General features: G+C 60.1%; 10 protein-coding genes and 1 pseudogene. 2 read left to right on the top strand and 9 right to left on the bottom strand.

Annotated elements, in window-relative coordinates; genetic code table 11:
* Window positions 1–36 precede the first annotated feature (36 nt).
* The 4 genes from HJB91_RS14675 to HJB91_RS14660 all read right to left on the bottom strand — a co-directional run bounded on the left by HJB91_RS14675 (window position 37) and on the right by HJB91_RS14660 (window position 5,827).
* Window positions 37–744 (bottom strand): CBS domain-containing protein, encoded by a 708-nt coding sequence (locus tag HJB91_RS14675; RefSeq protein WP_221147007.1) that lies wholly within the window; start codon window positions 742–744, stop codon window positions 37–39.
* 94 nt (window positions 745–838) lie between these two features.
* Window positions 839–1,951, bottom strand: coding sequence for an ABC transporter permease (locus HJB91_RS14670; RefSeq protein ID WP_221155113.1), 1,113 nt, complete (start codon window positions 1,949–1,951; stop codon window positions 839–841).
* 2 nt (window positions 1,952–1,953) lie between these two features.
* Window positions 1,954–4,692, bottom strand: a complete 2,739-nt coding sequence (gene rbbA / locus HJB91_RS14665; RefSeq protein ID WP_221155112.1) for a ribosome-associated ATPase/putative transporter RbbA — start codon at window positions 4,690–4,692, stop codon at window positions 1,954–1,956.
* A 25-nt stretch (window positions 4,693–4,717) separates the two neighbouring features.
* On the bottom strand, window positions 4,718–5,827 hold the full coding sequence (locus tag HJB91_RS14660; RefSeq protein WP_210631953.1) for an HlyD family secretion protein: 1,110 nt from the start codon (window positions 5,825–5,827) through the stop codon (window positions 4,718–4,720).
* 158 nt (window positions 5,828–5,985) lie between these two features.
* Here HJB91_RS14660 and HJB91_RS14655 point away from each other — a divergent pair, with 158 nt between their 5' ends.
* Window positions 5,986–6,816, top strand: a complete 831-nt coding sequence (locus HJB91_RS14655; RefSeq protein WP_247241768.1) for a universal stress protein — start codon at window positions 5,986–5,988, stop codon at window positions 6,814–6,816.
* Window positions 6,817–6,856: 40 nt separating this feature from the next.
* Here the strand turns inward: HJB91_RS14655 and HJB91_RS14650 are convergent, their stop codons facing one another.
* The 5 genes from HJB91_RS14650 to HJB91_RS14630 form a co-directional block, all read right to left on the bottom strand.
* The gene (locus HJB91_RS14650; protein ID WP_221155111.1) at window positions 6,857–9,547 is read right to left on the bottom strand and encodes an HAD-IC family P-type ATPase; all 2,691 of its coding nucleotides are present in this window, start codon (window positions 9,545–9,547) and stop codon (window positions 6,857–6,859) included.
* Window positions 9,548–9,772: 225 nt separating this feature from the next.
* Window positions 9,773–10,150 carry a hypothetical protein gene (locus HJB91_RS14645; RefSeq protein ID WP_210631951.1) on the bottom strand — a complete coding sequence of 126 codons (378 nt, stop codon included), beginning with the start codon at window positions 10,148–10,150 and terminating at the stop codon, window positions 9,773–9,775.
* 161 nt (window positions 10,151–10,311) lie between these two features.
* Window positions 10,312–11,484, bottom strand: a complete 1,173-nt coding sequence (locus HJB91_RS14640) for an acetate/propionate family kinase (protein WP_221155109.1) — start codon at window positions 11,482–11,484, stop codon at window positions 10,312–10,314.
* A 21-nt stretch (window positions 11,485–11,505) separates the two neighbouring features.
* Window positions 11,506–11,808, bottom strand: coding sequence for a hypothetical protein (locus tag HJB91_RS14635; protein WP_210631949.1), 303 nt, complete (start codon window positions 11,806–11,808; stop codon window positions 11,506–11,508).
* Window positions 11,809–13,422: an MBL fold metallo-hydrolase gene (locus HJB91_RS14630; RefSeq protein WP_221147002.1), complete on the bottom strand. Its 1,614-nt coding sequence runs from the start codon at window positions 13,420–13,422 to the stop codon at window positions 11,809–11,811.
* Between the two features lie 123 nt (window positions 13,423–13,545).
* On the opposite strand from HJB91_RS14630, the pseudogene HJB91_RS14625 reads away from it, so the two are divergent.
* Window positions 13,546–13,843, top strand: a pseudogene (locus HJB91_RS14625) (universal stress protein); the annotation flags it as partial.

Genomic DNA, 13,843 nt, shown 5'->3' with positions numbered 1-13,843 from the left:
GCCCCAAGAGAACGGAGAGACCGCCCCGCACAGCCGTCATAAATAGAAGCCGGGTGGCGGTACCGGCATGTCAGGCGGCACAACGACCTGGATCCGGTCATCCACCCGTTTCACGCCGATCGTGTTTTCCGCCGCCACGTGAAGGGCGGTCTTCTCTCGCGTGTCCAGCACCCGGCCTTCAAGCGTAACCACCCCATCGGCGACGTGCAGAGTCACGGAATCTCCCCATTTTTGACGAGCCAGCTCCGCTTCCAACGCTTTTCGGATGTCGCTATCGGCTCGTGCGGCGCAATGGCTTGCGAGTTCGCGGACGAGCGCGGCCATGACGTCGAAGCGGGTCACGATACCGATGATTTCGTCGCCTTCGACCACGGGAAGACGTTTGATGTTCTTCCTGGCCATTAGCTCGGCAGCGGTTTCGACGGATGCATCGGGCTGCACAGTCACCGCCGGACAGGACATCACTTCGCCAACGGTACTTCCGAAGTTTTTCGCGTATTCTTCAGCCAGCTCGCCCCGTGAAGAAAAGAAATCACGCCAGAGGCCGTGCGTTGCGTCGGTGTGGATTTCGCTGCGCCGCAGGAAGTCGCTTTCACTGATGATGCCGAGAAGGCCGCCTGATTGATCGGCGACGGGCAATCCGCTTATGCGGTGATCCAGCATCGCGTTGGCAGCCTCCCAGATCTTGGCATCCGGCCCGATCGTCGCCGGTTTTGGCGTCATGATTGATCGAATTTTCAACATCTTCCTGCCTCCTTAAATGACGGCAGGATACGACGTCTGCGGCGCTCTTCCTTGATCGCCGTCAATTGACATCGTCAGTCGCGATCAACGGAGGTCACCTTAACGACCGGCGAAATCCAAGCAGGGAGAAAACAAACAAGACTGTGGCAATCACTGCAAGCCAAACGAATTGCGGCCAGACGGTGACAAAGCCGGCGCCACGATAGAGGATCGCTTGCGCCATGGTGATGAAATGCGTGTTCGGCGCCGCGAGCATGATCGTCTGTATCGCCTCGGGCATGCTCTCGCGCGGAGTGGTGGCGCCGGAGAGGATCTGCAGCGGCATCAGCACCAGCATCAGCAGCAGTCCGAACTGTGGCATGGAGCCCGCAAATGTCGCTAGCGCGATGCCCATTGCCGTTGTCGCCAGGAGGTGGAGTGCCGCTCCCGCCATGAAAAGGGCCAGTGACCCCTCGATCGGCACCTGAAGCAGGCCCTCCACCATGAAAACCAAGGAAAGACCGGTTGCGACGAAGACGACCAGCCCCATGGACCAGACCTTGGCGAGCATGATCTCGAGTGGTGTAACCGGCATGACCAACAGATGCTCCACGGTACCGTGTTCCCGCTCACGTATCAGCGCAGTGCCGGTAAGGATGATCGACAACATCGTCACCATATTGATGACGTTCATCACCGATCCGAACCAGGTTTGATTGAGCTCGGGGTTGAATCGGGCCCGGAGCGCCAGATCAACCTGAGGGATTTGGGAGATTGTTTGTATGGCGGCAAAGCCCGTGATTTCCTGAGCAACAATGGATTGCACGTAACCTGATCCGGAAAATGCCTGGGTCATGCGGGTGGCGTCGACATTGAGCTGGATGACCGGCGATTTGCCGGCAATGAGGTCGCTCTGGAAATGTGGGGGAATGTCGAGCGCGAACGTATCCGTGGCTGCGTCCATGCGGGCGTCCATCTCGTCTGCGGTGATCGTCACCGGCGGCTTGAAATAGGGCTTCAAAAAAGCATCGGCGATGCGCAGCGAAAGCGGCGAACCATCTTCGTCGACGATGGCAATCGGAGCGTTGTTCAAGGTTTGGGGGACGGCCCTCGCTTCGGCATAAACGGCGACGGTGAAGGAATAGAAGATCAATCCGAGGAGGATCGGATCGCGCATCAACCCCCGCAACTCCTTGATGCCGAGATGTAAGATGGTGGCGAGGCGCATGGTTATCTCGCCTGCTTTTTGAGGAGAAGGGCGCTGGCGGCAAGGAGCAACGGCCCGGCGACGAGGATCGGAAGCAGGGTCGTTTCGAGATTGCCGAAGCCGAGCCCCTTCGAAAAAGTGCCGCGCGAGATGATGTTGAAATAGGTCGCCGGAAAGATGTGGCCAATTATCGCGCCAAAACCCTGCAGCGACGAGACCGGGTCGATCATGCCGGAGAACTGTACAGCCGGAATGATGGTCAGAAGCGTCGTGCCGAAGATCGCCGCGATCTGGCTGGACATGAAGGTGGAGATCATCAGTCCGAAAGCAGTCGCGAAGACCACGTAGAGGAAGGCGGATATCGTGAAGACGATAAGGCTGCCGGTGAACGGAACCTCAAAGATGAAGACCGCAAACAGCCAGAGCAGCGCGGCATTCATCATTCCGAGCACCAAGTAGGGAAGCTGCTTGCCGAGCAGGAATTCGAGCCTCGTCACAGGTGTGACGTAGAGATTGACGATCGATCCCAGTTCCTTCTCCCGGACGACCGAAAGAGCTGAAAGCATGGCGGGGATCAGAAGCAGCAGGAGCGGGATGACGGCCGGCACGATGGCGACCAGACTTTCAATGCCGGGATTGTAGCGAAAACGGGTCTCCACGGAGAACTGGCCGGGTCCTGGTTGGCCGTAGACTTCGCGTGCCCTGCGGGCGATCCAGCTATTGTGCATGCCCTGCACATAGCCGCGCGCCGTTTCCGCGCGCTGTGGCATCGCACCATCGATCCAGGCGCCGATCTCGACATTATGGCCGCGGGCGAGGTGTTCGGCAAAGCCGGGTGGTATCTCGATTGCGAGCTTCAGCGAGCCGTCGCGCATGCGTCGGTCGAGATCGGCGTAGTCGGTGATCGGCGACTGTTCGATGAAATAGCGAGAACCTGCAATATCCGCGATATAATCGCGGCTGGCGACCGTATCGTCCCGATCGAGCGCCGCGAAGGCAAGATCCTTGATGTCCATGTTGATGCCATAGCCGAGGACAAACATCAGGATAACGCTGCCGATCAAGGCCATGGTCGCGCGGACGGGATCGCGGCGCAGCTCCAGCGCTTCGCGGCGGCTATAGCTCAAAGCGCCGCGAAGATCGAAAGCGCGCCGCGGCTTGGCCGCGGGAAGTGGATGCGGCCTACCGATCATGGCAGACGGAGCGAGATCCGTTTTCGACGATTGACCGATCGCATCCTGGAGGTAGCTGACGAAGGCGTCCTCCAGCGTGGCCGCCCTGCGGCTTTCGCGGAGCGCCTCGGGCGTGTCCGTCACCAGAACGCGGCCGGCATGCATGAGCGAGACATGGTCGCAGCGCTCGGCTTCGTTCATGAAATGCGTGGAAATGAAGATCGTCACCTTCTCCTTGCGTGACAGTTCGATCAGCGCTGCCCAGAGTTGGTCACGAGCGATGGGGTCGACACCCGATGTCGGCTCGTCGAGAATGAGCATCTCCGGCCCATGGACGAGAGCCACCGCCAGTGACAATCGCTGCCGAATGCCGAGCGGCAGCGTGTCAGGCAGGAATTCCATGACGCCATCGAGCTGGAAGCGATGCCCCAGTTCCTCGATCCGCGCGGGGATGGTCTCGGCCGGCAATCCCAAAAGCCGCGCGTGCAGGTCGAGATTCTGCCGGACCGTCAATTCCGTGTAGAGCGAAAAGGCCTGGCTCATATAGCCGACGCGCCGGCGGACATCCATATTGCGCGTATCGACTGTTTTGCCGAACAGTCTTGCCGTGCCTCCGCTTGCCGGCAAAAGGCCGGTCAGCGTCTTCATCGTGGTCGATTTGCCGCATCCGTTCGAACCGATGAAGCCGAATATTTCGCCGCGGCGAATCTTGAAGCTGACGTTATCGACCGCGGTGAATTCGCCGAACCGTGTCGTCAGGCCCTCCGCCTCGATGACGAAGTCCGCTTCATCAGGTGTCGAGAGCGGCGGCAATTCCACGACATGATGCGACGCCCGCCTGTCTTCCGGCATCAGTGCGATGAAGGCATCGTCAAGTGTGGCCGTCTTCGTTCGCTCCAGCAGATATTGGGGCGATCCAGTCGCCACCAGCCGGCCAGCATCCATGGCCGCCAACCAGTCGAAATGCGCCGCCTCTTCCAGGTAGGCCGTTGCCACCACCACGCTGAGCCTCGGTCGCTCGGACCGTATGTCATCGATAAGGTCCCAGAATTGCCGGCGCGACAGAGGGTCGACGCCGGTGGTCGGCTCATCAAGAATCAGAAGCTCTGGGTCGTGGATCAGTGAACAGCAGAGGCCGAGCTTTTGTTTCATCCCTCCCGAAAGTTTCCCCGCCGGCCGGTCTTTGAAGCCGGAGAGGCCGGTGCGCTGCAGGAGCGTGCGGATGCGGTCCTGCCGTTCTTCTCGGCTCTGGCCGAACAGGCGACCGAAGAAGTCGGCATTCTCAAAAACCGAGAGGGTCGGATAGAGATTTTTGCCAAGGCCCTGAGGCATATAGGCGATCAGGGGGCAGGTCTGGCGACGGTGGCCGGCGCGGCGCATGTCGCCGCCAAGCACAGTCACATCGCCCTTTTGGATCTGTCGCGCGCCGGCGATCAGCGAGAGGAGTGAGGATTTGCCAACGCCATCCGGACCGACAAGGCCGGCCATCAAACCTGCCGGAATACCGATCGTGACTGCATCGAGAGCCGTGCATCCGCCGTAGGTATGCGTCACGTCCTTCAGGCGGGCGACATATGCCGAGTCTGTCATCTCGAAGGTCACAGGATGCTCCAGGTTACGGGGTGAGAGGCGTCGAAAGCGGGGCCGGCCATTTAGCGGCGGGATCGATCCTGACATAGGCTCGCCCAGGAAGGCCTGTCTTCACCTGCGTCACATATTTCTGCAGCAGTTCCTTCGGCACCTGCGCACGAAGGCGAAACATCAGCTTCTCGCGCTCCTCCTGCGTTTCGACCGTCTTCGGGGTAAACTGGGCGACGTCCGAAACGAAAGAAACTCGAGCAGGGATGACGTATTGCGGTGCGGCGTCGAGGACGATGCGTGCCTCGCTGCCGATCGCGGTGCGGCCCGCGTCCGCGGTTCCCAGAAAGAAGGTCATATAAACATCGCCAACATCCAGGAGGTTGAGGACTCGTCCTCCGGCCGCGACGACTTCGCCCGGATGCGCAACGAGATATTGGACGCGGCCGCTTCGCGGGGCCTTGAGATCGCAATCCCGCAGATCCGCCTCGATCCGCACGACGGTCGCCTCAGCGGCTTCAACGGCGGCTTCCGCGTCGATCACCTGCGCTTCGGCGTTGCCGATGGCAGCGTCAGTGGCGGCGAGGTTCGCCTTGGCTGCGCCAAGTGTGGCCGCCGCTGCGTCGGCGCGCGCGCGATCGTCGTCGAGCGTCTGCTCGGAGACGGTGCCGCTCCTTGAAAGTTGCTGACTGCGGGTAAGCCGCTTTTGCGCCGACTGAAGCTGGACGTCGTTCTGGGAAACGGTGGCTGCCGCGGCCTCCTTTTCCGCCTGCCGCTGAGCAACCAGCGTCCGTGCCGTGCCGATCGCAATTTTTGCCCTGGAGAGCTGCGCCATGGCCTCCCGCCTTTGGGCATTGAGCTGCTCGATGTCCATCGTCGCGACGACTTGGCCGGCCTCGACGAAGTCGCCTTCATGGACGAGCACGTCCGACAGACGTCCCGCCGTGCGTGCAGCGACGTCGATTTCGACGGCTTCGATGCGTCCGTTTCCACTCGCGATGCCTATCATGGCCTTCGCGGCACGCCGGTTTGCCTGAAACTGCCAGGCGGCATAGCTGGCACCCGCCAGGGCGAGGAGCAGGAGTGCAAGTTTCCAGTAACGGTTCAACGAAGGCTCCTTACCTGCGAGATCTGACGAGCCTTTCATCATACGATTCCCGGGAATCTACCTTGATGGGGATCAATCGCGACGGATTCAATTGATCTTCTCACGCGTGCTTGTGGCTATTGACAAAGATCATTGCGGCTTTCGGGCAGCCTTGTAGCCTCCCTAACATCAACCAGCCAAACCGGAAGGAGATCACCATGTCCTTGAAAACTCTGCTTGCGATCGTCGGAGCCACGGATCCTGAAACAGAGATCAAGAGCGCCATTCAACTGGCGGTCGAGAACAGTGCTCATCTGTCGATTCTGGTAGTCGGCGCCGCGTTGCAGCCGGTCACCGTCGAATACCCGGTGACCACAGCCTGGATTGACCAAGTGCAGAAGGAGACAGATGCCCTGCAGAAGATCCGGCTGGAGGCCGAAGACTTGTGCCGCACGAACGATATCTCCTTCAATGTCGAGTGCCTCTATGAAGATCTCTTTATCCTGGAGAGCAGTATCGGCATGCGCAGCATGTACGCCGACATCGTCTTGATCGGACATGGCTTACGCGCTGACGCCGAGCTGAGGAGAACCGTTGTGGCGGCAACAACCTTCGATTCGAGGACGCCGCTGTTGCTTGTTCCGAATGCGGGCACCGCAAGCCTGAAGCCGACGAACGTGCTCGTTGCCTGGAACTCGCGACCTGAAGCCGCCAATGCCGCCAAGGCAGCTTTAGAGCTGCTGATCGCAGCCGAGGAGGTTCATCTTGTGCTCGTCGATCCGGATGGCACCTATTTCAAAAGCGGCGATGAGCCAGGGGCGGATTTTGCAACATTTCTGGCGCGCCATGGAGTAAAGATTGTTGTCGAGCAGTTGGCAAGCGGTGGACGCAGAACCGAGGAGGTTCTCCTGAGACGCGCGCGCGAGCTTGGCTGTGACATGATCGTTATGGGCGCCTATGGCCATTCGCGGCTTCGCGAAAGAATATTTGGCGGCGTGACGGCCTCGATTCTCGAGGACTGCAACACGCCGGTTTTAATGGCCCGATGAGCCAGAGCTTGCTGCCATTGGCGAAAGAGGGCAATGGCAGCTACTTGGCTTCGATTCTCCTCGGATATGCGCGAGAAGACGTGCGTTCCCGCACCTTGTCAACTTCGATGACCAGAAGCAGTGATCCGGCGGCCAGAAGCGTCAGCGCCCATTCCGCGAGGGAAATCGGCGCCAGGCCAAGCACCTCACGGAACCACGGGACATGCATGGCGCCGATATGGATGGCCTGGGCTACGACCATACTGGCAAGCAGCAGCGGGTTTTTGAAGAAGGACCGCGAGAAGAGCGAGTGATGTTCGGAACGGCAGCCGAGGGTTTGCACATTTTCGAACATGACGAAAAGCAGAAGCAACAGATTGCGCGCCTCGGATACCGTGTAGCCCTGTGACAGCAGCCAATAGAAGACCGCAAACCCGCCGCCGCCGATGACGAGCGCGGATTGGACGATGCGGCGAACCATCAGCCGGTCGAAGATCGGCTCCTTCGGACGGCGAGGTGGCCGGGCCAGTTCGTCGCCCTCAGGCGGCTCTCCCGCGAGAGTCACGTCCTGAATTCCATTCGTCACGAGATTCAGCCAGAGGAGCTGCACGGGCAACAGTGGCATTGGAATGCCGAGCGGAATCGCCAGCAGGAACAGCAGCATTTCCGCAGCTCCTGTCGCCGTCAGCATCAGGATGACTTTGCGAATGTTAGAATAGGCGGTTCTGCCCTCGCGAATGCCGCCGACGATGGAGGCGAAATTGTCATCGACAACGACGATGTCGGCGCTCTCCTTGGCGACCTCCGTACCCTTCATGCCCATGGCGACACCGACATGGGCGTGTTTCAAAGCCGGAGCATCATTGACGCCGTCGCCCGTCACCGCCACGAAATGGCCGTTGCGCGCCAGGGAGAGCACAATCGCAAGCTTCTGATTGGGAGCGACCCGGGCATAGATGCGGGCGCCGTTTGTAAGCTCGTCCAGCCGCGCCGGGCCTGCGGCCTCGGCCTCGCGCACCGCATCGCCGGTGGTCACTTGGCTCGGTCCGAACTGCAAACCCGCCTGAGCGGCAATCGCCGCCGCTGTTTTCGGGTCGTCGCCCGTCACCATCGCCACCTCGACGCCGGCGGCGCGGCATTCGCGGATCGCCTGCGGAACTTCCCGGCGGATCGGATCCTGCATGCCTGTAATGCCGAGGAATATGAGATCGACCAGGTGATGATGGCCGAAGGCGGCGTCGGCATCACTCCGGATTTCGCCTTCCGCGAAAGCGAGGACCCGAAGGCCGCGGGCCGCCATCTCCTCTTTCTGGGCAAGAAGCCTGTGTCGGTCGATTTCCACCACGCGGTCGCCGATATCCATCCGGTCGGCCATGCTGAGCAGCGTTTCGGTCGAGCCCTTCGCGAAGATGTGCACGTTTTCGCTCCCGCGATGGAAGGAGGCGGCATATTTGAGATCGGGCTCATAGGGAATACGGGCGATCAAGGGATAGTCCGCAGCCACCTTGTCTTGCGCCAAGCCCGCCTTGCGCGCGGCGGTCAGAAGGGCGACGTCGACCGTGTCGCCGATACCCTTCCAGCCGTTCCCGTCCTGCATGAGCGAGCCCTCGTTGGGAAGGGAGGCGGCTCTGAGCAGTCGGCCGGCCCGTGCGCGCGCCTCCGCCACGGCCATATTGGCTGCCTTGATCTCGCAGGTGTCCGGGTCAGTCCCCGCATCAAGGGCAAGGTCGGTGCCATCCGGGAGCCGGATATCGGTAACGGTGAGCTCATTGAGCGTTAGAGTCCCGGTCTTGTCGGTTGCGATCATGGTGCAGGAGCCGAGCGCTTCGACCGCCGGCATTCGCCGGACGATAACGTTGCGTTTCGCCATGCGACGCATGCTGATCGCGAGCGCAATCGAGATTGCGATCGGCAGGCCTTCGGGGATGGCGCTGACGGCAAGACCGACCGACATAAGGAAAAGATCGCTCCAGGCGAGCCCTCGCATGAGGCCGATGCCGACCAGGACCAGCGACGTCAATCCCACCGCCCAGGCGATCGCATTGGAGAAACGAGCAAGTCGGATCATCAGTGGCGGTTGCGAGAGGGAAGTTTTGCCGATTTCGGCGGCGATCTTGCCAATCTCCGTTGCAAGTCCTGTCCCCGTCACGATGCCCGTGCCGCGGCCACGAGTAACGAGCGTGCCGGCGAATGCGGTTGCGGTCTTGCCCTCCGCAACCGGCGCGGCGGGGGACGGTGCCGTCTTGCGCGTCGCCATGGATTCTCCGGTAAGGAGGGATTCGTCGCACAGAAGCTCGGTCGCCTCGACCAGCGCGAGGTCGGCGGGAACCCTTCCGCCGGCTTCCAGCAGCACGAGATCCCCCGGCACCAACTGGCGCGCTTCAATGTCACGCACCTCTCCGTCGCGGATGACGGCGGCACGCGGTTGTTCCAGCTTGCGAAGCGCCAGCGCAGCTCGGCCCGCCGAATATTCCTGCAGGCTGCCGATCAAACCGTTCAACAGCAAGACGACGCCGATAAAGACCGCATCCTTTGTGTCACTGATCACCAAGGAGACCGCGGCAGCCAAAAACAGGATATAGATCAGCGGGCTGCGGAACTGCCGCATGAAGACGATGGCAAAAGAGGGGGCCTCGGGCTCGGGCAGAATGTTTGGACCGTAGCGCACGAGCCGGCTCTCGGCCTCTTCAGTGACGAGGCCTCTACGGCTGCCGAAGCTGGCGGCGAATGGCTGGGGAATGGGAACGGTCATGAGATGTCTCCTGCACGAAAGTGCCGGCAGCCTGGCGCATATCACCCGGAAAGGCTTTAGCCGACCTCGTCGAGGGATCTTGCCGCTTCAAGCCGAAGCTGCTTCATTTTCTCCGGAACCGCCTGAGCGCTGATCACGACGTCTGCATAGTCGCTGAAAATCGTACTGCATGTGGCTAATAACCCTTCACAGTTGCCGGCGCCGATTTCGCCGACCTCGGCAGGATCAAAAACCGTTGCCTTTTGTCGGCGGGATGAATGGATCTGGGTAGCCTTCCTTGGGAACTGTCTTCGTCTGCGGGGCGTTATCCGATTGATCGGGCTGCGGCCACCATGTCGCGCCGCTGTAGCCGGCCAGGATGGCAAGCAGGATCACAGCTGTTACTGTCACTATCTTCGGCATTGCGCGTTCCTTTCGCTCGGTGAGATGGCTATCTTCGAGCGAGCTTGGCCCCTGCGCATTGCGCTCGATCAATAAGCCGATCGAAGGGAATAACGATCGAGCGGGTTGCGCTTCAGCGCGATCGGCAGGTATCTCTTCGAAAGTGGCGCCGGCGTCCGCAAAGGTCGTGCGCGAGCTGGCGGAGGGCACCGCCAAAGACATGGTCGTGCGAACCTGCGCTTGAAAGCGGTGCAATAGACGTCAGCTATGCCGTTTTGGATCACGCGGCCGAAGACTTCCTGAGCCCCGTTGCCGATTATCGTCCAGCGAAAACCGTGCGGGAGCCTTCAAGTGACCCTCTGGCGGTTCATGCTCCACGATCATCAGTGCCGATGCCGATTTACGACAGCGAGCGCCTCGTCGGCTATCACCTGCTCCTCATCGGTTGGTATGACGAATGCGGCTATTGCGCTATCCCGGCCACTGATGATTAGCGCATTTGCCTTGTTCGCAGGCGCGCTGAGGTCGAGCCCCATCCAGGCGAGATAATGTGCCACGCTCTTTCGGACTTCCGGTTGATTTTCTCCGATTCCGGCGGTGAAGACGATGGCGTCCACACCGCCCAACGACACAGCCAACCTGCCTATCTCGCCTGCTATCCTGAAACAGAAGAGATCAAGCGCTTCCCGTGCCGCCGGGTGAAAGTCCTCTACAAGCACCCGCACGTCTCCGCTCACGCCGGAAACGCCGAGCAACCCACATTTGTGATAGAGAAAATCCTCAAGCTTGTCGGGGTCGTGGAATTTGTTTCGGAGAAGATGGATGACGGCGCCGGCGTCGATCGATCCCGGCCGCGTTGCCATGGGTATGCCGTCGAGCGCGGAAAACCCCATGCTGGTATCGATGCTGACGCCATCCACCATGCCACAAAGGCTCGCGCCGCTTCCCAGATGCGCGCAAACAACCCTGCCGCTGCCCAGATCCGGTGCGAGCTCCTTGAGTTTCGAAGAAACGAACTTATAAGAAATCCCGTGGAAGCCGTATCTGCGGATTCCCGCGTCATGCAGTGCGCGCGGGATGGCCAGACGTGTGGCCATGCTGCATTGAGACGTGTGAAATGCGGTATCGAAGGATGCGGTCTGCGGCACCTCACGACATGCCGTGCGCACAGCGCGGATCACATTCAGCGCTGGAGGCAAATGCAGAGGCGCCAGTGGTACGAGCTCTTCGATCCTCGCTTGTGTGTCCGCGTCTATCAGGACAGCGCCGGTAAACTTGGGGCCTCCATGAACGATGCGATGCCCGATCACTGCGGGCTGCGAACCTGGTGGCAGCAGCCGCGATAGAATTTCCGCAATCAAGGCGGGCCCGACTTCGGTGACGTTCGGCAGATCGGCTTCATAAACGGTCTCCCCTGTTTCGCATCTAAAGCGCGTTTCCTGGCCAATCGTCACGGTGCCCCTTGCCATCGGATGCGCGCCGGCCACTCCGATGTTGAAGGCGCCGATCTTCAAGCTCGACGATCCGATGTTGAAGGTAACTGCAATGCTGCTCATTGGACCTCCTGCAGATCTCCGCTAACGCGCCATCTTCTCGTCCTTCGTTTCCTCGCAGGCTAAAGTCAGCAGTTGAAGCGCGAGTTCCTTTGCGGCCCTTTTGTCGTCCGCGCACAACTTCAGCGGGGCGGACTTCGCTTTCAAATTTTCCAGGAGCCCGTGGCGAAGCCTGGGGATCTGATGCGAATCCGTTTTTGCGAGAAGCTCCTGCAAGCAGGTGATGGCAATCACTTCGAACATCAGAAGCTTGCCTTCGATTTCACCTTGCGAAGGAATAGCAAAGCGCTCGCCGCCTCGTTTGTAGTCTCGTTCTGTCGACAACATTTACGGGATCCCATTTTTCTTTGGGTCGTCCCCGTCGGCTTCGAGCGCGCGCTCAAGCCGGCGCAGGATGACGGCGCGGCTCTTGTGGTCGGCTGCATCCTTCAACCTGTCGGCCAGGTTGAGGACGAAGTTCTGGTAGTCGTTGTGCCAATCCCGATGTCCAATCTCCTCGGGCTGCAGGCGAGCCGGTGCCACCCTGGACAGAAGTCGAGCGGATGTCCCACTCAGCTCATAGACGTCGTCGAGGTGTGGGGAAATTATCGCGACAGACAGTTTCTCGGAAAGTCTGCTCGACATCGCATCCCGGGCCCCGGCCTCGCCATGGACAAGAAACAGGCCTTTGCGGATCGGACCACGCTCCATCACCCAGTCATCCAGTTCGCTGGCATCGGCATGGCCACTATAGGCATCAAGGGTTGCCATTCTCGCGCTCACCCGGATTTCCTCGCCTTGGATCCGCACGATTTTGGCGCCGTCCTGCAAGATTCTGCCGAGCGTGCCGGCTGCCTGAAACCCCACGAAGAGCACGGTGCACTCGTTGCGCCAGAGCCAGTTCTTCAGACGGTGTCTGATCCTGCCCGCCTCGCACATGCCACTTGCCGCGATGATGATGTGAAAACCGGTTACCAGATCCAGGGCTTTGGACTGTTCGGCGGTCTCCGTAAACCTCACATTTGGCGCATTGAGCGCGCGCAAAAAGTTCGCTCCGTTCTCCATCTCGACGACATGTTTCTTGAAGGCACCGGTCGCTCTCGAGGCAAGCGGTGAGTCGATAAAAATGGGACACCGCTGCAGCGTTCCGGCTTCCATGAGCGCGAGAAGATCTGTCAGGACTTCCTGAGTGCGCTCGACCGCAAAAGACGGGACGAGAAGCACGCCATTGGGCTGGTTTGCTTGTGCGACCAGCTTCTGAAGGCGTATCCGTCTTTCCTTCAGCGCGTATTCCTCCCGCTCGCGATTGCCATAGGTGGTTTCACAGATCAAATAGTCGATCTCGCTCGGCGCTTCCGGCGGGCTCTCGAAAAGCTTGGAACCCGGTCCAATGTCGCCCGAGAACAAAAGCCTTACCGGCCCTTCCATGCCGCTCGCCTCTATTTCGATCGAGGCGGATCCGAGAAGGTGGCCGGCGTCCCAGAAACGAAATCTCACGGCGCCTGCCGTCTCGCGCCATTCTCCATATTCCACCGCGATAAACTGCGGCATGATGCTGCGCGCGTCGTCTGCGGTGTAGATCGGCTCCACCGTTTCTCGCGAGCGCCGTCGGTTCCGGCGATTAAGCTGACGAACCTCGGCTTCCTGGATATGCCCGGAATCCTGCAGCATGATGGCGCAAAGATCTATCGAAGCGGGTGTCGCGTAAATCGGGCCGCTGAAGCCGTCCTTGGCTAGTTTCGGAAGCAGGCCCGAATGGTCGATGTGGGCATGCGTGAGAAGCACCGCGCCGATCTCGACAGGCTCAAATGGGAATGGTCTATAGTTAAGTTCCTTCTCGGTTTTGGAGCCCTGGAACATTCCGCAATCAATCAGAATACGGGCACCGCCGGCCTTGAGAAGAAAACAGGATCCGGTGACTGAACCTGCGGCTCCGTGAAACTCTAGGATCGGGGTGTCCATCACTGCTCCTGTGGGTTCGGAGCCACTTTACAAAGCTAAATTCGAAACCGCTTTGATGAAGGTCAAGGAAACCCAGGGCCATCGCGATTATCCTTTTTGCATCCAGCAGAGAGGTATATCGACATGGCCATCAGGACGGCACTCAGCATCCTCAGCGTTCATCAGTTCGAGGAAGATCTCAAAACCGCAATCGACTTCTGCGGTGCCCATGGCGCGCATTTGAATGCGCTGGTGATTGCGACGGGAGCAGCTCCGATCATCGAGGACTACAATGTCATCTCGCCCGTATGGATCGAGGAACGCCAGCGCGAGATCGACGCGCTCTCCGACAAGGCTGCGGAGATCAAGGATATTCTCGACCGAAGCGAGATCTCCTACGAAGTCCAGGACGTCTACACGGAATTCGCATGGGCCGACGAAG

Origin of the sequence: Rhizobium sp. NLR10b, from assembly GCF_019685435.1 — a bacterium.
Lineage (GTDB): Bacteria > Pseudomonadota > Alphaproteobacteria > Rhizobiales > Rhizobiaceae > Rhizobium.
This window is presented reverse-complemented; position numbering and strand designations above follow the sequence as displayed.

Bases quoted from the DNA above. Each gene is read 5' to 3' on its own strand.
- HJB91_RS14670 (WP_221155113.1), bottom strand. From the start codon at position 1,951: ATGCGCCTCGCCACCATCTTACATCTCGGCATCAAGGAGTTGCGGGGG.
- HJB91_RS14640 (WP_221155109.1), bottom strand. From the start codon at position 11,484: ATGAGCAGCATTGCAGTTACCTTCAACATCGGATCGTCGAGCTTGAAG.
- rbbA (WP_221155112.1), bottom strand. From the start codon at position 4,692: ATGACAGACTCGGCATATGTCGCCCGCCTGAAGGACGTGACGCATACC.
- HJB91_RS14655 (WP_247241768.1), top strand. From the start codon at position 5,986: ATGTCCTTGAAAACTCTGCTTGCGATCGTCGGAGCCACGGATCCTGAA.
- HJB91_RS14675 (WP_221147007.1), bottom strand. From the start codon at position 744: ATGTTGAAAATTCGATCAATCATGACGCCAAAACCGGCGACGATCGGG.
- HJB91_RS14630 (WP_221147002.1), bottom strand. From the start codon at position 13,422: ATGGACACCCCGATCCTAGAGTTTCACGGAGCCGCAGGTTCAGTCACC.
- HJB91_RS14645 (WP_210631951.1), bottom strand. From the start codon at position 10,150: ATGTCTTTGGCGGTGCCCTCCGCCAGCTCGCGCACGACCTTTGCGGAC.
- HJB91_RS14650 (WP_221155111.1), bottom strand. From the start codon at position 9,547: ATGACCGTTCCCATTCCCCAGCCATTCGCCGCCAGCTTCGGCAGCCGT.
- HJB91_RS14635 (WP_210631949.1), bottom strand. From the start codon at position 11,808: ATGTTGTCGACAGAACGAGACTACAAACGAGGCGGCGAGCGCTTTGCT.
- HJB91_RS14660 (WP_210631953.1), bottom strand. From the start codon at position 5,827: ATGAAAGGCTCGTCAGATCTCGCAGGTAAGGAGCCTTCGTTGAACCGT.